General features: G+C 38.9%; 20 protein-coding genes. All 20 read right to left on the reverse strand.

The window, feature by feature from the left end:
- On the reverse strand, nt 1-190 hold a 190-nt coding region (locus NGR58_RS07665; protein WP_258088978.1), incomplete at its 3' end, for a helix-turn-helix domain-containing protein.
- Between the two features lie 99 nt (nt 191-289).
- Entirely contained in the window at nt 290-1,528 is a 1,239-nt protein-coding gene (gene larC / locus NGR58_RS07670; RefSeq protein WP_258088979.1) for a nickel pincer cofactor biosynthesis protein LarC, read from the reverse strand.
- On the reverse strand, nt 1,521-2,210 hold the full coding sequence (larB, locus tag NGR58_RS07675; RefSeq protein ID WP_258088980.1) for a nickel pincer cofactor biosynthesis protein LarB: 690 nt from the start codon (nt 2,208-2,210) through the stop codon (nt 1,521-1,523). The genes larC and larB overlap by 8 nt, the downstream gene beginning before the upstream one ends.
- Nucleotides 2,211-2,332: 122 nt before the next feature.
- Nucleotides 2,333-3,178 (reverse strand): ATP-dependent sacrificial sulfur transferase LarE, encoded by an 846-nt coding sequence (gene larE, locus NGR58_RS07680; RefSeq protein WP_258088981.1) that lies wholly within the window; start codon nt 3,176-3,178, stop codon nt 2,333-2,335.
- A 48-nt stretch (nt 3,179-3,226) separates the two neighbouring features.
- On the reverse strand, nt 3,227-4,513 hold the full coding sequence (gene larA, locus NGR58_RS07685; protein WP_407077152.1) for a nickel-dependent lactate racemase: 1,287 nt from the start codon (nt 4,511-4,513) through the stop codon (nt 3,227-3,229).
- Nucleotides 4,514-4,542: 29 nt separating this feature from the next.
- A complete protein-coding gene (locus tag NGR58_RS07690) occupies nt 4,543-5,556 on the reverse strand; it encodes a HoxN/HupN/NixA family nickel/cobalt transporter (protein WP_258088983.1) in 1,014 nt (337 codons plus the stop codon).
- Between the two features lie 289 nt (nt 5,557-5,845).
- The gene (map, locus tag NGR58_RS07695) at nt 5,846-6,649 is read right to left on the reverse strand and encodes a type I methionyl aminopeptidase (protein WP_258088984.1); all 804 of its coding nucleotides are present in this window, start codon (nt 6,647-6,649) and stop codon (nt 5,846-5,848) included.
- Nucleotides 6,650-6,670: 21 nt separating this feature from the next.
- Nucleotides 6,671-7,306 (reverse strand): NAD(P)H-binding protein, encoded by a 636-nt coding sequence (locus tag NGR58_RS07700; protein ID WP_258088985.1) that lies wholly within the window; start codon nt 7,304-7,306, stop codon nt 6,671-6,673.
- A 150-nt stretch (nt 7,307-7,456) separates the two neighbouring features.
- Entirely contained in the window at nt 7,457-9,088 is a 1,632-nt protein-coding gene (locus NGR58_RS07705) for a peptide ABC transporter substrate-binding protein (protein ID WP_258088986.1), read from the reverse strand.
- Nucleotides 9,089-9,273: 185 nt separating this feature from the next.
- Entirely contained in the window at nt 9,274-10,071 is a 798-nt protein-coding gene (locus NGR58_RS07710; RefSeq protein ID WP_258088987.1) for an alpha/beta fold hydrolase, read from the reverse strand.
- Nucleotides 10,072-10,105: 34 nt separating this feature from the next.
- Nucleotides 10,106-11,512: a dihydrolipoyl dehydrogenase gene (lpdA, locus tag NGR58_RS07715; protein ID WP_258088988.1), complete on the reverse strand. Its 1,407-nt coding sequence runs from the start codon at nt 11,510-11,512 to the stop codon at nt 10,106-10,108.
- Between the two features lie 3 nt (nt 11,513-11,515).
- Nucleotides 11,516-12,814, reverse strand: a complete 1,299-nt coding sequence (locus NGR58_RS07720) for a 2-oxo acid dehydrogenase subunit E2 (RefSeq protein ID WP_258088989.1) — start codon at nt 12,812-12,814, stop codon at nt 11,516-11,518.
- Entirely contained in the window at nt 12,807-13,787 is a 981-nt protein-coding gene (locus NGR58_RS07725) for an alpha-ketoacid dehydrogenase subunit beta (protein ID WP_258088990.1), read from the reverse strand. Before NGR58_RS07725 ends, NGR58_RS07720 begins: the two co-directional genes overlap by 8 nt.
- A 2-nt stretch (nt 13,788-13,789) precedes the next feature.
- Nucleotides 13,790-14,926: a thiamine pyrophosphate-dependent dehydrogenase E1 component subunit alpha gene (locus NGR58_RS07730; protein ID WP_258088991.1), complete on the reverse strand. Its 1,137-nt coding sequence runs from the start codon at nt 14,924-14,926 to the stop codon at nt 13,790-13,792.
- Nucleotides 14,927-14,942: 16 nt separating this feature from the next.
- Nucleotides 14,943-15,941 (reverse strand): lipoate--protein ligase, encoded by a 999-nt coding sequence (locus NGR58_RS07735; RefSeq protein ID WP_258088992.1) that lies wholly within the window; start codon nt 15,939-15,941, stop codon nt 14,943-14,945.
- 268 nt (nt 15,942-16,209) lie between these two features.
- On the reverse strand, nt 16,210-17,268 hold the full coding sequence (locus NGR58_RS07740; RefSeq protein ID WP_258088993.1) for a SepM family pheromone-processing serine protease: 1,059 nt from the start codon (nt 17,266-17,268) through the stop codon (nt 16,210-16,212).
- 1 nt (nt 17,269) lies between these two features.
- Nucleotides 17,270-17,746 (reverse strand): pantetheine-phosphate adenylyltransferase, encoded by a 477-nt coding sequence (gene coaD / locus NGR58_RS07745; protein WP_258088994.1) that lies wholly within the window; start codon nt 17,744-17,746, stop codon nt 17,270-17,272.
- Nucleotides 17,747-17,749: 3 nt separating this feature from the next.
- Complete coding sequence (gene rsmD, locus NGR58_RS07750; RefSeq protein ID WP_258088995.1) at nt 17,750-18,304, reverse strand: 16S rRNA (guanine(966)-N(2))-methyltransferase RsmD; 555 nt, start codon at nt 18,302-18,304, stop codon at nt 17,750-17,752.
- Nucleotides 18,304-18,615: a YlbG family protein gene (locus tag NGR58_RS07755; protein ID WP_258088996.1), complete on the reverse strand. Its 312-nt coding sequence runs from the start codon at nt 18,613-18,615 to the stop codon at nt 18,304-18,306. The genes rsmD and NGR58_RS07755 overlap by 1 nt, the downstream gene beginning before the upstream one ends.
- Nucleotides 18,616-19,827 (reverse strand): FtsW/RodA/SpoVE family cell cycle protein, encoded by a 1,212-nt coding sequence (locus NGR58_RS07760; RefSeq protein ID WP_258088997.1) that lies wholly within the window; start codon nt 19,825-19,827, stop codon nt 18,616-18,618. It lies immediately after the preceding gene.
- Nucleotides 19,828-20,020 lie beyond the last annotated feature (193 nt).

Below are 20,020 nucleotides of genomic sequence, written 5' to 3' on the forward strand. Positions count from 1 at the left end.
AGGAATATTGATAATTTGTCTTACTTCGACTAGCGTTGTTTACTCCATAAATACCAAGTTCCTTGATATTAGTAACCCAGTTACGAATGGTGTCTGTGCCTTTAATGCCAAATTTTTTCCGTATTTTGTAAGGCGGAATACCTTGTAGATACATTGTGACAGCTTCAATTTGTACTTCTTTTGAAAACATAGTAAAACCCCGTAAGTTTTGGAAATTACTCCAACTTACGGGGTTCAGTTCACCCATTTTTTATAAATCGGGTTGCCTTTTCGTGCTAAATAAAAATATTTAAAAGTCAAAATTTTCTTGGATAGCAGTAATTGCTTGATAATACATTTGATTAAATGACACGCCATTTGTATCGGCTAATTCTCGCACTGATTCAAATTCTGGTGTCACTTTAACTAATTCGCCTTCAAGGTAGCCCTTTTTAATTTTCACCGTCCCATTTGCCAAAGGTAATGTTGAAAATTCACGATTTAAAATTGCCCGTTCTTTTAATACCGTCCGAACCCCGAAGGTTGTGGTTTCAAGTAACAAGCGATGTTTAAAATAATCTGCATCGGCTACTTTGCAAAGTAACGTGATTTGATACGCTGGTCGATTCTTTTTCATCATAATTGGTGTGTAGTACATATCTAAGGCGCCATCATTCATGACACTTTCTAATAGCTGTCCAAGCCCTTCACCAGTCATATCATCTATCTCACAGTTCAATTCACATACTTGGTTAACTGTCTTGTCCTGGGTTGATTCATCTGCAGTATCCAATAATACTGCGCGCAATACATTAGGATGGTCAAATTGCTTTGTCCCAGCCCCATAACTACTCTTAATGACCTTTCCCTTCATACTATTAGCGAATGAAGTAGCAAAAGTCTTAACAATGGCTGCCCCCGTTGGAGTTGTTAGTTCACTGGCAATATCAAAATCTTGTACTGGCACATCTTGTAAGATTGCTAAAGTAGCTGGTGCTGGCACTGGATATAATCCATGGGCGACTTTCACTTTACCATAACCGGTTGCCACAGGAGTCGCAACAATAGTATCTACCCCTAGTCGATCAAGGGCCACACAACCACCAATAATATCAACTAATGAATCTACCGCACCGACCTCATGGAAAGCAATATCTGACACAGGTATTCCGTGAATTTTACTCTCAGCTTGCGCAACATTATCAAACATACGCAAACTTAGTGCTTTCACATGTTCACTTAGCATACTATTTTCGATATTTTCCTTTATGGCTGCATAATGAGTATGCTGATGGCTATGACCATGTTCATGATGATGTACACCAGTATCAAAATGATTCAAAGATTCATCTTTAAATTTCAATACTAAATGATTTGCCATAATGCCATGCTGATTAATTTGATCAATTGACAAGTCAAACTCATCGGTAATAACTTTCTTTAGTTCAGCATGGACATCATCGATAGCCACACCCAGACCACTAAGGGTTGATAAAAACATATCACCCGAAATACCATACCCACAGTCTAAGAATAACGTTTTAGCCATTGTAATCTCCTAATCTTTTATTCATGCGTCGCAATATTAAACTAGCTTGATAGGCTGCACCAAATCCATTATCAATATTCGTCACGGTTATACCGGAACTACATGACGTCAACATCGATAACATCGTTGTCATACCTTGCATATTCGCACCATATCCAAGTGACGTTGGTACGGCTATGACTGGTGCGTCGACTAAGCCAGCCAAAACTGTTGGCATAGATCCTTCCATACCAGCAACTGCGATGATAACATCAGCCTTTCTCAACTCATCCGTGTAGTACAACAAACGATTTAAGCCAGCAACCCCAACATCCCATAGGTATTTAACATTAGCCCCCATCCACTCAGCAACTTGAACAGCTTCTTTTGCGATCGGTAAATCAGACGTTCCGGCACAAACAACATAAATCAAACCTATTTTTAATTTGGTATTTGGTTTGCCAACTGTTAACACTTGACTTGACTCATCATATGCTAAGTCGGGTATGTGAGCATCTAGATAGGCATATTTTTCTTCATTAACTCGCGTTACCAGAGCGTTCCCATTCTTTTCCAATAATACATTAACAATTTTTTCGATTTGTTCGGCTGTTTTACTACTGCCGTAAACTATTTCAGAAAATCCTTTTCTTTGGGCACGATCAACGTCTATTTTTGCTGAACCAATATCTACAAACTTCAAGCCATTATCCTCTTTTCAATTTTTTCTTTATAAAACAAAAAAGTCGTTCAACTCATCGTATCATTACGTTCTTGCCTAAAAAATGCAATACCATAACTTTGAGAAGAACAACTTCTATTAATTTATCCGTTATTGGCTGCTAATTCTTCTTCTGACAAAGTAGAATTCATACGGCCGCTTTGGAACCCAGCTAAATCGACAGCAACGAAATTAAAACCAAACGATTTCAATTGATCATCAATGACAGCTTGATTATCAATAATCAGTTGAATATCATCCTTTGGCACTTCAATCCGTGCGACATCCCCATGGTAGCGAACACGAGCATTTGTGAAACCTAAACCACGTAGATATTTTTCTGAATCCATCACTTGTTTAATGCTTTGTGCATCAATTTTTGTATTATATGGGAAACGCGATGATACAGAACAACTTGGCACCTTGTTCCAGTTGCTTAACCCAACTTTTTTGGCTAATGAACGGACATCCGTTTTATACAAGTTAGCAGTTTGTAATGGACTAATTACACCAGCTTCCTTCTTTGCAACTAATCCCGGACGATAATCATCATTATCATCCATAATCGTACCATCTAAGACAATATCGAAGCCCTTCTCTTGACGAATTTCTTCTAAACGAGTAAAGAACATTTGCTTTTGATAGAACCATGTTTGGGCAGTATTATTAACAATTTCTTCGTTTGTCAAGTAAGTTAATTGTGTTCCTAATACATTTGCATCCAATTCATTAGCTAAATTGATTGCCTTATTAAATTCATCGTCAGTAAATAATTCTGAATTTGCTACAACAGCTAACACATTATCCTTACCTAATACATTCAAGGCTTCCTTAAGTACTAAAGTACTATCAATACCACCAGAGAATGCAACAATCACACGATCATATGCTGCTAAAGTATCTTGCAAGACAACTTCTTTTTCATCTGTTACTGTTTTTGAACTAATCATGACTTAACCTCCAAGTTAATACTTTTTATGATACAAAGACAAATCCCTCTATGCCTTGATAATAGTTGACACACCATCTGGCAATACTGCAATCGATGCATCAACACCAACTAACTTATCCGCAATGGCTAACGCGGCCGGAATCGATTCGGCATGTGTCATCTTCATATCTTCGACAATTTGTTTATTAGCAGGATCAGTAACAACAATGACATGGTGTTTCATCATGACGCGTGCCAATATTTGCGCTTGCCATTGGTCCTGTTCGGTCTCTTTGGCCGGTGTCTTAACCGCATTATCATAAATATCTGAAATTTTATCAGTATCCTTAAATAGACGATACAACTTATCACCACCTGTACCATCAACCAAACCACTAGCAATAATAATGACACCATTTTCATTGTTTGTTGCTTCAGCACCTGTCATTCCTTTAACCATTTGATAAATATTCTGATCAAGTGGGTACCCACCATTACTGGTAATCGTGATATCAGTAAAAATAGGTTTTGCTTCCATAATACTATCAACGAATTTAGTTCCCTCAAGGTGCGCCTTGACCGAATCACCAGCAAAAGAACCAACAATTCGCTTATCATGATCCAAGACAACATTCACGATAAATTGTAATTTAGCTAAACGAGCAGCCTCAACCATATCCTTATGAATCGGATTGTGCATCAACATACCCGTTCGTGAATGCTTTGAATCGATGAATTGACCATTATGATTACCAACCACTGATTTTCGTGAGGCTATTCCTGGAAAAACAGCCTTACGTCCACCTGAATATCCAGCAAAGAAATGTGGCTCGATAAACCCTTCAGCGATTAACAAGTCAGCTTCTGCAGCAACTCGATTAATTTCACAATCAGCTCCTGAAGGTAGCGTCCCAATATTAATCATATTTTCTTTATCATCACTATCATGGACAACAATATTGATGTTTTTGACAATTTCTGCACCATATTTATCAACCAACTCATCATGGGTTGTCAAACGATGCGTTCCTGTCGCCACCAGAATCGTAATGTCTGCCTCTGGATTGCCTTTTTTAATTTCCGAAATGATTTTAGGCATAATTTTTTTCGATGGTACTGGTCGTGTATGATCAGAGCTAATAACCACCACGCGATTCTTGCCCACCACTAATTCAGATAAACGTGGTGAATCAATCGGATTCAGTAATGAACTTTCAACAATTTCTGCTTCTGAAAACTTATAACTTTCTGCTAAAACAGCTTCTGAATCAGCCTGAATAATTCCTTTTGCACGATTAGATGGTATTTCTCCAACTAGTTTACCTTTGCCGTATGGTAGAGAAAATTCCATAATACAATGCCTCCTTTAAATACTAAACAATATTAAACATTCGCGTTATTTTCTTTTTTAGGTACCATTTTTGAAACGATATAAGTCATCGCCCAAATAACCAAAAAGACAACGATTAGTCCATAACCAACCCAATTAAAGTCTAAGCTTTGTACCCAGCCTATAAAACCAGTCTTCATTGCAAACCCACTGGTTGAGACCTGCAACAATTCAACAATACCAATAATAAATGCCGCAATAATCGAAATTGTTGTGACGGTTAGATTGTAATAAATTTTACGGATCGGTGCGTCAAAAGCCCATCGATAAGCACCCGACATCATCACAGAATCGGTTGTGTCCATGACATTCATACCAGCAGCAAATAAGATTGGCAAAGCTAAGATACCCCAAATTGAGGCGCCTTGACTGGCAGTTCCTGCTGATAATGCAATCAATGTAATTTCCGAAGCTGTATCAAATCCAAGACCAAATAAAAAACCAACTGGGTACATCTGCCAAGCCCGCTTAATAAACTTAAAGATAGGGCCTAAAAACTTTGCTAAAAAGCCTCGTGACATCAATAATTCATCAAACTTCTTTTGGTCGAAATTACCAGATTTTACGTTCCTTAATTGAGACAGTAAATTGAATAATACAAAACAATTAGCAATTGCAATCACAATTAAGAAAACACCTGAGACAGTGGCCCCAATTTTACCACCAGCTTCTTGTAGAAATGGTAAGTTTGTTTTAGCGAACTGTACTGACAATCCAACAACCAGTGCCATAAGAAAGACAACCGTTGAATGACCCAAAGAAAAGAAAAAACCAACCCCAGCTGAACTCTTCTTTTCCTGAACCAATTTACGAACTGTATTATCGATTGCTGTAATATGATCTGCGTCAAATGCATGACGCAATCCCAGAGTATAAGCTAATAATCCAATTCCCCAAAAATGTGCATTTTGCACTGCAGCGATACCTAACAAGACGAATCCAATAATATGAATTAAAAAACTAGTCGCATAAAACGGCATCGCCTCATAAAAAATCTTTTTTCTCACACACTACCTCCATACCTATCATGACATTCTACATCCCACTTTCAAATGTTTTCGCCTACTATTTGGAAGCGCTACACATTTTAGTATACGACTTTTCACTAGGAGTGAAGCACAAAATTTGTTATTTTTGTGATAATTATCGGAAATTTCTATACATAAAACAGGAATTTCATATGAGTTATGTATCGTATGTGAACAAATTCGCAAAAATGACTGTAATAAAAAAAGCAACCCAACTCATAAAAAAGTTGATTGCTTATCGTTATAATGATTCAAAATAAATGGTTCACTATTCTTGCCATAAATACTTGGCATCGCCAACTGGATCTTGGGACGTCAAAATTTTAGGTCCATCATTGGTAATCGCAATTGTATGCTCATATTGTGCTGACAAACTACCATCTGCTGAGACATAATACTCCCATCCAGTTTCAGGTACGATCTCAGTTTTAATTTCCCAAGCACCGCCTGCATTAACCATTGGTTCAATAGTAATGACCATACCAGCCTTTAGACGTAATCCTTTGTGTGCGACACCATAGTGGAACACATCTGGCTTTTCATGCATCGTTGGGCCAATACCATGACCTATCAAATCACGGACGTCACCCATATGGTTTTCATTTTCCACATAGTCTTGAATGGCAAAGCCAATATCACCTAAACGATTACCGACTTGTGCTTGATCGATTGCTAAGTACAAAGCCGTATGAGTCACATCCATTAAGTGATCAATTTCGGGTGTACTTTCACCAACAACATAAGTCCAAGCAGAATCACTTTCATAACCATGCCAATTAACACAAAAATCCACGGTAACAACATCATGATTTTTTAATTTCAATCCCTTACGTGGTGTTGCGTGTGCTACTTCATCATTAATGCTAATGCAAGTGGCATACTTATATCCCTCAAAGCCCTTTTCTGAAGGCTTTGCATCATGATCCAGAATATACTGGTTAACAATTTCCTCGATTTCCCAAGTATCCATGCCAACATATATTTTATCTCGTAATGCAAGATGGGCACCCGCTAGAATTTTACCAGAGTGTGCCATGCCAGAAATTTCTCTGTTTGATTTTAAAGTGATCAACTTTTTCTCTCCTATAGGTAATTATGATATTTTATTCGTCAAAACACTGGATTGTTGATTAATAATTTGGAGCATTTCCTGATTAAACTTTTGCCGTTTAACCGGACGATACTTTTTCAAAAAGTTTAAATGTAATCCATAGATGGCGACATGTAATAATACGCCTGGAATGAAATTAAGAATACGTTGTTGATCGTACACCATTCCAGGATAAACAGCTACAAATCGATTATCCAACTTTTTGACGCCGTAATCAATAACCTCTTCTTTCGCTTTCATATAATTTTTAAGCGGCCACGGTGCATGATTAGCGGCGATAAAGATAAACCTCGTTAGCTTTGTCTTAGCCATTAGCTCGTCTATGACCGTTTTTGCAGGATCAATACTGTTTTTCTGATAACTTGTATTTTTTCGTTTACTAGGTAAAAAGATTCCCACACAATCAACGACAACATCTGAGTTATCAATGACCGTCTGCCAATAACCAGGTTTAGTCAAATCAACAGCCAAATAAGTGACAGAATTGACTAAATTTTCATGATTTTGAGCACCAGAGCGAGATAAACTAGTCAGTTCGTAATTATACCTATCCTGGACGAGCGCAGATAGAATCCCCTGGCCAATATAACCTGTGCCACCCATAATTGTTATTTTCATTTTCCCCTTCTTTACTTAATTGAGAATCGTTATTGTTCATGTATGATGTGTCTATTTTAACATTAATTAAAAGTCGTTCATGGGTCAACGCACAAAACAGGCTGGAACATTTAATGCTCCAGCCTATTACGTTACTATAAATTATTTAGTTTAGTGTTTAACAGCATACTTAAAGTTAAATGGTGCGCCGGTAGGGTTAGCTACAACGCCCTTAACCTTAGGATTCAACAATGACGCTGTTGAGCGGTAGTACAAAGGTGCAACACCAGCTTCCTTCTCAAGAATTTGTTCAGCCTTCTTGAAGTCAGCATATTGTGCCTTCTTATCATTAGCATTCTTACCTTCAGCACTCTCCAAAGCAGCATTGTAATCTTCATTCTGCCACTTACCATAATTATATGATGCGTCAGCCTTATACAAATCTAAGAATGATGAGGCGTCCGGATAATCAGCTAACCAACCAAAGTTTAGCATTTGGAAATCACCATCAGTACTCAACTTCAAACGTTGCTTCTTTGGGACGGTTTTAATCGAAACATTCATACCATCCAAATTCTTTTCTAATTGTTCTTGTAAGAATTGGGCAACACGCTTTGAAGTATCATCATCATCAGTTAACAATTGGACCGATAGTTTTGACTTATTAACTTCCTTAAGACCAGCCTTGAACAACTTAGCTGCCTTCTTCTTATCGTAGCCAACTGCTCCCTTTACTTCAGCATCGGTTGCAAAATCCTTGTTATTATTAGGGTTCTTTACTAAGTCTTTAGGTGTATAGGTAGTTGCCGGAATAGCAGATCCAGTAACAATTTGATTTGATAATGCCTTACGGTTGACAGCATAAGAAATGGCTTGACGAATTTTAGTATTCTTAAACTCAGGTACCTTTTCTTGATTCATCTGTAAGGATTGTGTTGCACCAGACTTAATTTCCTTATAACCCTTCTTGCTCTTTGAAGCCTTCACCTGATCGGGAGACAACGGTGTAAAATCAAGTTTCTTTCCCTGATACAAGTTATAACCAGTATTTTGATCCTTAATAGTTTGAACAGCAATTTTCTTGGTTTTGACCTTATCTGCATCATAGTATTTGTTATTCTTTACATACGAGTACTTATTATTTGAACCTGACCATCCTTTAAATTTATAAGGCCCCGCTGACAAATAATTAGCAGCAGAAGTTCCAAACTTGTTTCCCTTCTCTTCCACAAATTTTTGGTTTTCTGGGAAGAATACCGGCATCGTCAATTCTTGTAGAAAATATGATGCAGGCGATTCCAAGGTTACCTTCAATGTCTGGTCGTCAACCGCCTCAACACCCAGTTCTGAAGGCTTTTTATCACCATCTTCAATAGCCTTTGCATTCTTAACACTATCTAGTAAGTAAGCATATTCTGAAGCGGTCTTAGGGTCAATTGACCGTTGCCAACCATAGACGAAGTCTTTTGCTGTCAAATCATCCCCATTTTCCCACTTTAACCCAGAACGTAAATGAAAGGTATAAGTTAGCCCATCATCTAACTTTTCGTAACTCTTCGCTGCTTCATTTTCAAGTTTGCCGCCCTTACCAAACTGTACCAAAGGCAAACTGGTAGCACCTAACGCATCTGCCGATACAGTATCTGTAGATTTTGCTGGGTCCATTGTTGGTAATGCTGCAACTTCTGACCAATTAATTGTCTTACCCGTAGACGCTGCCGATGCCGAAACTGCTGGTAACGCAACACTCCCAACCATTGTCACTGACGCAGCAACTGCGGCAACTTTTCCAAATTTTCTCATACCTAATTCCCCTTTGTGAACGGTTTAATTTTAATAGTGTTATTATAATATCACGCAGTTTCTCATTTGTCTAATTGTTTTTTAATTTATTTAATGGCATAAAAAAAGATGTCTAGGCTTAGTAGCCTAAACATCTTATTTTTTAACTATACACATCGTGAACAGTTATGTTACTAAAGACATGCTTAACTAAATTTTTTTATAAACCCAATCACAACCTGGTTAAATTCATCCGGAAATTCCAAATGTGGGATATGACCTGCTCCGTCAAAGACGTGCATAGCCGAACCTGTAATCCCTTGTAAGTCAAGGGCATGCTTTGCATGATCTACGGGATACATTGGGGATGCACCACCCGCCAAAAATAGATGTGGTATCCGTTCATGACGAACAACATCGCGCCAATCTTGGACAATCCCATCAATCATCAATGGGCGATTTTTTTCAAAATCAAACGGCACATAACCGTCTGAGACTTGACGTTTCAGCTCTTTTGGAATGGCTTGTTTAACCAGTTTTGTTTTCGGGAAACTATCAGAAATTTGACTAATACGGGCAAAGGAGGAATCTTTAACACCATATTGCCAGCCATCTTCATTCAACATTTTGGGTGTCTGATCTTCAGTCACAATAACATTTACTTGGCGATCACCAAATAGTGAAATATACTGGCTTACTACCATAGCGCCCATTGAATGACCAATCAAGGTAAATTGGTCTACATGTAAGTAATCCAATAAGTTGGCCAAATCCATCGCTAACCGAGAAATACGCAAGCTCTTGTCCGTCTGTTCACTCTGGCCATGATTACGATACTCAAAACGCAGTACACGAAAGCCCGCAGCTTTAAATGCTTCAACTTGCGCCACCCATGTCGTTATCATACTTGTATAGCCACCGAGAAAGACGACGACAGGATGATCACTATTACCATCGAATTGATAATGTAATCGCACACCGTCATTTGTTTTAAAGAAAGACATTGCCTACCCACCTCTACATAATTATTTTAATCTATTATACATGAATACCTAGTCCATCTGCCACTTCGGCAGCATCCATAATAGCCTCACCCAAAGTTGGGTGTGGGTGGATCGTTAACGAAATATCTTCAGATGTTAAGCCATTTTCAATCGCTAATGAAAGTTCAGAAATTAAGTCAGATGCTGATGGACCAACAATTTGGGCACCCAACATTGCATGACTATCCTTATCAGTAATCAAGCGAATAAAGCCTACACCTGCATCCATTGCTAAGGCGCGTCCATTACCAGCAAATGGGAACTTGCTAATTTTAGCATTTAAGTCCTTTGCCTTCACTGATTCTGGCGTTTCACCAGTTGTTGCCAATTCATATTGCGTATAAGCAACGGCTGGTAGTGAATAGTGGAGGTCATGTGCATTGCTTGCACCACTGATAGCGGCTGCGGCAACCTTACCTTCAAAACTTGCCTTGTGAGCCAAAGCAGGTCCAGCAACAATATCACCAATTGCATAGATATGTGACACACTAGTCTTCATCTGGTTATCTACTTCAATCAAGCCATGATCGCCAACTTTAACATCCGTATTATTTAGTCCTAATGTATCCGAGTTAGCACGACGACCTACTGAAACTAACAAGTAATCACCTGTCACTGTTTGTTCCTTACCATCAACTTCATAAGTCAACGTAACATCTTTGTCGGTCTGTGTTGCACCTTTAGCCATAGCTGAAGTGACAATTTCACCACCATGCTTCTTAAAGTCATTCAAAACAGGCTTTGTCATTTCCTTGTCGAAGCCATTCAACGTATGGTCTAACCCTTCAACAATGGTTACCTTAGATCCCAAGTTTGAATAAGCACCACCAAGTTCAGAACCAATGACACCACCACCGACAACGATAAGGTGTTCAGGTACTTCTGGTAAGCTCAACACACCAGTTGAATCAACGATACGTCCACCAAATTTCAAACTAGGAATTTCTACTGGACGTGATCCAGCAGCCACAATGGCATTTTCAAAACGCAATAACTGATGACCATCTTCTTGAACCACATTTAATGTTTCATTATCACTAAAAGTTGCTTCACCTTTGATAATCTGCACATGATGTTTCTTCAACAACATCGCAACACCACCAGTTAATTGGTCGACAACTTTATGTTGCTTCCAATCTTGTGCTTTATCCCAATCTAACTTACCAGTCATTGACAAGCCAAACGGATTCTCCTCTTGACTGTCACGATAATGATGACCCACATTGATTAAGGCTTTTGATGGAATACAGCCAATGTTTAAACAAACTCCACCAATATCGTCTCGTTCAATCAAGGTTACATCTTGACCAAGTTCGGCAGCACGGATAGCTGCAACATATCCTCCAGGTCCTGAACCAATGATAACTGTACCAACATCAGTCGCTTCTGCTCCAACAACCATTTTCTATACCTCCATCAACATATAGCTAGGATCAGCCAACAATTGCTTCAAGTAGTTCATTGACTGTTGTCCTAACATACCATCAATCAAACGGTGGTCATAACTTAGTGATAGCTTCATGTTTTGTCCAACAGCCAATTCACCATTTTCATCAACAATTGGTTCCTTCAAAATTGAACCCAAACCTAGAATAGCTGACTCCTTACCATTAATAATTGGTGTGAACCAGGTACCACGCGCTGAACCCAAGTTTGAAATTGTGATCGTTGCACCTTGCATTTGAGCAGGCTTAATCGTTCCTTCACGGACAGCACTAGCTAAGTCAGCAATTTCAGTGGCAATTGTCATAATTGACTTACTCTCAGCATGAGCAACAACTGGTACGTACAATCCAGAAGGCGCGTTAACAGCCACACCAACATTAACCGTATCATGGTAAATGACTTCATGACTATCCATATCGATAGAAGCATTAATTTCAGGGAATTTCTTACCAACAGCAGCCAAAGCCTTTACTGCATAAGCCAAGTAAGTCAACTTAACACCTTGCTCTTTAGCTGGCTCCTTGAAGTTTGAACGGTGGGCAACAAGCTTTGAAACTTCAACACTATCGAAGTTAGTAACTGTAGGAATTGTTGCATTCTGTACAGACATTGCGCTTGCAATCGCCTTACGAACACCAGACATTGGTTGACGACCTGACTTCGTATCAGCTACTTCAACCTTCTTTTCTGGTGCTGACTTCTCATCAGGTACACTGGCCTCAGGTGCAACAGGTGCTGCCTGTGGCTCAGGTGTTGGTGCTTCAGGTGCTGCGGGTGCACCAGTAAAGCCAGTAACATCGGTCATCGTAATATGACCATGACGTCCTGATGCTGGAACCTGTGACAAGTCAATGTTCTTTTCAAATGCATAGTGACGCACTGATGGCATTGCTAAGATTTGTCCATTGGTTGCAACAACGTTACCAGCAGGAGCTGCAGGTGTGTCAGAAGTTTCTGGCTCATCGGCAGGTGTCTCCTCCTTTGGTGCAGGAGCTGCTTCATCAGCACCAGCGCCACTACCATCACCATCAAATTCGATCAGTGGATCGCCGACCGCAACCGTTGTATCAGGATCCACGAATAACTTTGTAACAGTTCCGGCGTATGGTGATACAATTTCTTGTACTAATTTGTCGTTTTGCACTTCAGCAACAGAATCATCAACCTTAACTGTATCACCAACCTTAACTAACCAGTTTGTGATATCCCCTTCGGCCATTCCTTCACCGATATCAGGCATCGTAAAAATCTCAGTCATAGTTCACAACCTCCTTGGCCTTAGCAACAACGTCATCAGCCTTCATCATCCAATCATTTTCTGCTTGAGCGAATGGGTATACTGTGTCAGGTGCAGCTACACGACCAATTGGAGCTTTCAAACTCAAGATAAAGCGTTCTGAAATCTCAGCCATCACGGTAGCTGCAACTCCAGCCATACGTTGTGCTTCTTGTACCACAACAACACGACCTGTCTTCTTAACAGATTCGCCAATTGTTTCAATGTCAATTGGTGAAACAGTACGAAGGTCAACAACTTCTGCTTCAATGCCTTCCTTAGCTAGCTCATCAGCAGCCTTTAATGATACAGGCACAGCACCACCATATGAAACGATCGTAACATCAGACCCTTCACGAGCAATCGCTGCTTTATCCAATGGTGTTGTATAATAACCATCAGCAACTTCACCCTTCATCGAACGATACAAATGCAAATTCTCCAAGTAAACAACGGGATCATCTGATTCAATTGAACTTAATAGCAATCCTTTTGCATCAGCTGGGTTAGCTGGCATAACAACACGAAGTCCAGGGACTTGTGCCACAATACCTTCCAAGTTATCCGCATGCATTTCAGGTGTTTTAGTACCACCACCATATGGTGAACGAACAACGATTGGCATATTACGTGTCCCATTGAAACGGTAGCGTGCACGTGACATTTGACCAGCAATTGAATCCATTACTTCGAATAAGAAACCAAAGAATTGAATCTCCATAATTGGTCGATAACCGGTGGTTGCTAACCCAATAGCCAAACCACCAATTCCTGATTCTGCCAAAGGCGTATTGAATACGCGATCTTCACTGTACTTTGCTTGCAGACCATCAGTAGCACGGAACACACCACCATTTTCTCCAACATCTTCACCAAAAATTAGGGTGTTCTCATCTTTGTCCAAAGCTAAATCTAAAGCATCCTGAATTGCTGCAATATATGTTTTGTTAGCCATAATTACTTACCCTCGCTCTCGAAGTGCTCAATTTGTTCCTTCATTACTTGTCCTGGAACTTCCAAAGTATTCTTTAGGAAATCAGAGATCTTTTGCTTGTCGATGTTATCAGCAATCTTAATTTGATCGTCGATATAGCTATCTACTTCAGCAATGTAGTCTTCCTCCTTCTCGTCGTCCCAGATACCCTTTTCACTCATAAACTTACGCATACGAATCAATGGCTCTTTCTTCCACCACTCAGCAATGTCTTCCTTAGTACGATAACGTAGTGGATCATCTCCAGCTGTTGAGTGTGGCTCCAAACGGTTAGTCAATGTCTCAATCAAAACAGGTCCGTTACCAGCAGCAGCCCAGGCACGAGCTTCTTTAGCTGCCAAGTACATTGCCAATGGATCCATTCCATCAACAACTAAACTAGGAATACCTGATCCCCAACCCTTAGCTGCCAAATGTGGTGCGGCCGTTTGTAACTCACGAGGCGTTGAAATAGCATAACCATTATTTTGTACAAAGAACACAGCATTTGCCTTGTAAGCTGAGGCGAAGTTCACACCTTCATAGAAGTCTCCTTGTGAAGTTCCACCATCACCTGTATATGCATAGGCAACAGCATCTTCCTTACGCTTCTTCAAGCCCAAAGCAACACCAGCTGCTTCAACATACTGTGCACCAATAATGATTTGTGGCATCCATGAGTTAACTGGTTCGCCATCTTCTGTAGTAAATTCATTTCCTTTAGCATGGCCACGTGACCAAAGAATGGCCTTCCATACTGGCCATCCCTTGTCAACAATTTCAGGAATATCACGATATCCTGGGAATAACCAATCTTCTTTACCAAAAGCATAAGCTGAAGCCATTTGTGAAGCTTCTTGTCCAGCAGTTGGTGCGAAGAATCCAAAACGACCTTGCTTAGCTAACTTTGTTGAACGAATATCTAGTTGACGACTAAACAACATCTTCTTCATGATCTCAACTAAATCTTCATCTGTTAATTCAGAACGCTTGTAAGCTGCCTTATCTAATAATTTTCCGTCATTATCCAACAACTTTAATGTCGGAAAAAAATCATCCTGCGCTTGCAATTGTCCATCAAAATCTAAAACCTTCTTGTTTGCATCTGCGATACTTGCCATTGCATGTAGCCCCTTTCTACTTATCACTGTCTCCAGTAAACAATACCGCTAACTCATCGTTGGTAATACCACCAAAGTATTGGCCATCCGAATTAGAATCCAAGACTTTAAGGATTGCCTCAGGTGAGAACACCTGACCAATGAACTTATCTTTAATTTCACGCCAATCACGAACACCTAAGAAATCCCCTGTAAATTCAATATCCTGAATTTTACCTTCCTTGACATTCGCTTTAACATCAACACTACCGCCATCATATTTCGCGTGATTTGTGAAATCAAACACAGGACTTTTACCATAATTCCAGTCCCATGTTGAGAAACGCTCGTCACGCCAACGCTTAATGTCGGCGATTTGTTCATCGGTTAGTACCAATTCACCATCTTTCCCCTCGTCGGTCAGATAGTAACGTAAAGCTTCCATAAAGTCTTCTAAAGTTTGACCTTCTGGCGCATAGTTCTTAATATTACCTACCCGCGCACGCACGGACTTCGCTGCCTTTGAAATAAATTTTTCATCAGCAACATTTAACGACCGAACCATGGCCTCTACGTCAGTGTCCCACATCAACGTACCGTGGTGCATAAGATATCCACCTGCGTAACGTTGTGCATTACCTGAGACTTTCTTACCATCTACTTCTAAGTCGTTTCGACCAGTAATCTTGGCATCAATGCCAATTGCGTGTAGTGCGTTATACATTGGTTCAACGAATTGTTTGAAGTTGACCTCACTACTACTCTCAACTGGCACATAGAACGTAAAACAAATATTCCCCAAATCATGGTAAACAGCGCCACCACCTGACATTCGGCGAACAACTTGCACCCCCTCTTGATCAACATACTCCTGATTAACTTCCCCAAAAGTATTTTGATTCTGTCCCACAATGACAGCTTTTTTATTCTGCCATAGTGTGAATACTGGTTCTTTCGGCTTAAGGTTGTATAACAACCAACTATCCATAGCAATATTCTGATAGGCATCTGTGCCTAAATAATTAATATACCTCAATACATACGTCCCCCTCCAAGAAAGCGCTTACATCTTTCTACATGTTTTATTATATCACTATTTATCTATCATACAAAAGTTGCTTGTGAATTTATAAACAAGTTTATAATTCATTTAGATAGTATTTTTATTTATATAAAAAACCGTATATAAAATATTTTTTTAAATAAAAAAAGTCACTATCAACACATGCAAATGTGTTATCATAGCGACAATTTTTTATTTATTTTTATATTTAATGTGTACCGTATATGCAACTACTTTTAATTTAGTGGGCACGTAAATAGGCTAATGCATCTGAAAATGTTTTAACTGGTACTATTTTCATATTAGGCGCATATTTTTTAGCCGCCTTAACGGCTTCTTGATAATTTGTTTTACCATCAGGTTCATACTTCAGATTTTGCTTAGTCGGTTTAATATAAGGTGCAAAGAATACTTTAGCTCCAGCATCATGAGCTACAATGACCTTTTTATCAATGCCACCAATTTCACCAACACGACCATTTTTATCAATGGTACCAGTTCCCGCAATCTTACGGCCATTAGCCAAATTTTCTGAAGCCAGGCCATCATACATTTGCAAAGCAAACATCAAGCCACCAGAAGGACCACTGATTTCTCCCATATTTGCTGAAATTTTACGCGGCGAGGAAACGTCAACAGAATCGGTCAAAGCAATACCAATACCTGGCAACTTTTTTGTACCAGTTAAAGCCACTGACTTACCCGTAGCAGTTTTAGGTTTGTCATTTTGCTTATAAGTAATCGTCATCGAGGTTCCAACTTTATTTGACCGAATATACTTTTGAAAACCTTTAGCAGAGCTAAATTTCTTATTATCAACAGCGGTCACTGTATCACCGACACGTAACTTGTTCTTAAAATTTGAATTCTCCTGGACAGACATCACGTAAATCCCGTTAAATGTTCTTTTATAAGGTGTTTTTGCTTCTTTATAGGCAACTGCTTTGGCCTCATTTACAGCTGAATTCATATATATTTTATTAATGGCTTGACTGTCAGACGCACTTGAACCACCATTGGCTTCACGACTAGTCATCAATGTTGTGGTTGGATTAAGAGCAGCAATGATTGCGCCCAATCCGTTCACTTTAGACAAATAAATGGCAGTAATCATGTATTTTCCGTCAACCTTGGGCTTTTTATTATCTATTTTAATATATGATTTTAAATCATCTGCCTCCCCCGGTGATTCCGCATATAATGGTAACGGCATAACTAGCCCAATTAAAACCAGAACAAGACTAATTATCCCAATTATTTTTAAACGTTTATACTTCTTATTTACTTTTTTTGTTCCCATATTACTTACCTAACTTTTCATTCAAAGCTTTTTCTATATTGTTAGGTACATATTTTGAAATATCCGTACCAGTGCTAGCCACCTCTTTTAGTAACGAGCTCGATAAGAATTGGTGATCTGGTTTAGCTAAGAGAAACACGGTCTCAACATCACCCAACTCCTGATTCATCTGCGCAATATCTCTTTCATATAGGTAATCCTTTTCGTTTCTGAGGCCACGAATTAATACATTTGCATTAATCTTTGTCATGAAATCTACTGTTAAACCAGACATCTCAATAACCGACACATTCTTTAAATGAGCAGTTGCCTTTTCAATTAGCGCAATCTTTTCAGCAGTTTGAAAAAGATACTGCTTACTCAAATTGGTACCAACGCCAATAACAACCTCATCAAAAAGTCCTGCTGCACGACGGGAAATATCCAAGTGGCCGTTCGTAAATGGGTCAAAGCTACCTGGAAATAATGCTTTTACCATATTTTACCTCCCTGTGTAACGATATAAAGTAATTACCGTAATACCATAATCTTTCTGCTTAATTAACTCAAAACCAGATAAATTTTCTGGTAAATCAGCGAATTGGTCTGTTTCTGCTACGACTAGAGCTTGTGCTGCAACAAGATTTGCATTAACCAATGCTTCAATATCCTTAATGATTGTTTGTTTTGCATATGGTGGATCAAAGTACAAAATATCAAAAGGAGATGTGTTTTGTAACCGATGAATAGCTGCTTCAGCAGTACTTTTAATCACCTGAAATTTCTCTGGCTGTTTTGTCACAGCAATGTTGTCTTTAATCGTCTTGATCGCAGCATATTGTCTATCAACTAAAACGGCCTCATCAATTCCTCTAGAGACACCTTCGATACTTAGTCCACCTGACCCAGCATATAAATCCAAAGAACGACCACCTTCAAAATAGGGACCAATCATATTAAACAAAGCTTCTTTTACTTTGTCAGTTGTTGGTCTTGTCGCATTACCCGGCACAGCTTTTAAAGGTCGTCCACCAAAATCACCACTTACTATCCGCATCACAATTCCTCTTCATCAATCGGTTCATCTGATAATTCATCAGGGTCAATCATCAATTCAAACGATTCACCATTACTACCCACAGTGGTATCAACTTCAGGCCAATGTGACAGACTAACGGAAGAGACAAAGCCCAACCTTTCAATTAGCTTTGTCTTTGTTTCAATATCATCTTCATCCATATAAATAACGGCATATTTCATTTTCTCGGATATATAATTAACAACACCAAAGCGCCGTAACTGGCGCGCTTGCCGAACATTTTTTAAATAGACAATAACGCTGCGCCTTGGCTTTACAACAAATGTCATTTATTTCACCTCTTCTAACTCAGTACTGTATTTTATCTGGCCAACAATATTTAGCGCGACACCAAATGTTATTCCCCAAGAAATCAAAGAAGATCCACCATAAGAAACTAACGGGAATGTTACCCCTGTAATTGGTAGAATACCAACGACACCACCTAGATTTATCAATATCTGAACAACAACGTATGTCCCAATACCATAGAGTACTAGTCTTTGTTGCATATGGTGTGCCCGAATTCCCGTGACTATCAGCCGGCAAATGATAACAGCAAATACGATTAGCACAGCCCAAATTGTAATTGCACCAAGTTCTTCACCAACTACTGCCATAATAAAATCCGTATTTGGTTCCGGTAAATAACCCGTTTTTTGAATACTATTTCCTAAGCCACGGCCAAACAAACCACCATTGCTAATAGCATAATATGAGTTAATTAATTGGTGACCAGAATCACCAGCCACCCACGGATTAACATACGCCTCAAATCGAGCAATTTGATACTGGAAAAATGGTAATTTTTCTAATAATGGTAATGAAAACGGGATTGCAGTATAAGATGCTAAAACAATGGCTACTAAAGTTAAAAGACTCCGCATTCTAACGCCTGCCATCATTAGAACAATCAAAAAGATTAGCAATAAAATAACAATTCCACCAAAATCAGGCATCAAAAAGACAAGTGTCATTCCTGCCAAAGGAATCAATAAATCCTGCATTTTAATTTTCGGAAACCAACTATTTTTATCTGGTTTCTTTCTAGAAAAACGATGAGCAATGTATAAAATCATACTTATCTTAAAATACTCAACTGGTTGAATACCAAAAGAACCAATATAAATCCAACCCTTCGCTCCTGAAGTAACTTGACCGAATAACAGTGCATATGCCAGACTTATCAACAAAATAACATTGATACCCAAAATAGATCGAATGACAAATTTTGATTGCCAATTAATTTTCAATGCAAAAATAACCAGCATGATGATTAAGCTCATGAGACCAAATACAGCTTGTTTAATTAGAAAGCTACTAGCAGACCCAATGGCCATATTGGTACTTGCAGTGTAAACCATTGCATCACCAAAAATCATTATGGCGATAATTGGTATTAATAGCCATAAGTCTAAATAACGAAACTTATTTTTTAGTCGTCCCATTAAGCCCAGATGTTTTTTCCCATCACTATGCTGATGAGTATCTATTGCTTCCATATCTTTGAGCTCCTTTTATAAATAGCTTTTTCCATTTTATCACATCTAATAACTAGCGACCTTTATTGGCTCTATACTTTCTAGCGTGAAACTAAAAATTTCACGCTTTTTATTTCGCCTTTTTCACAAACAAAAAGACACCAATAAGATACCGGCGTAAAATGTAATCGACGAAAAAAAACAGATACGAGGT

This window comes from Weissella fangxianensis (assembly GCF_024718545.1).
Lineage (GTDB): Bacteria > Bacillota > Bacilli > Lactobacillales > Lactobacillaceae > Weissella > Weissella fangxianensis.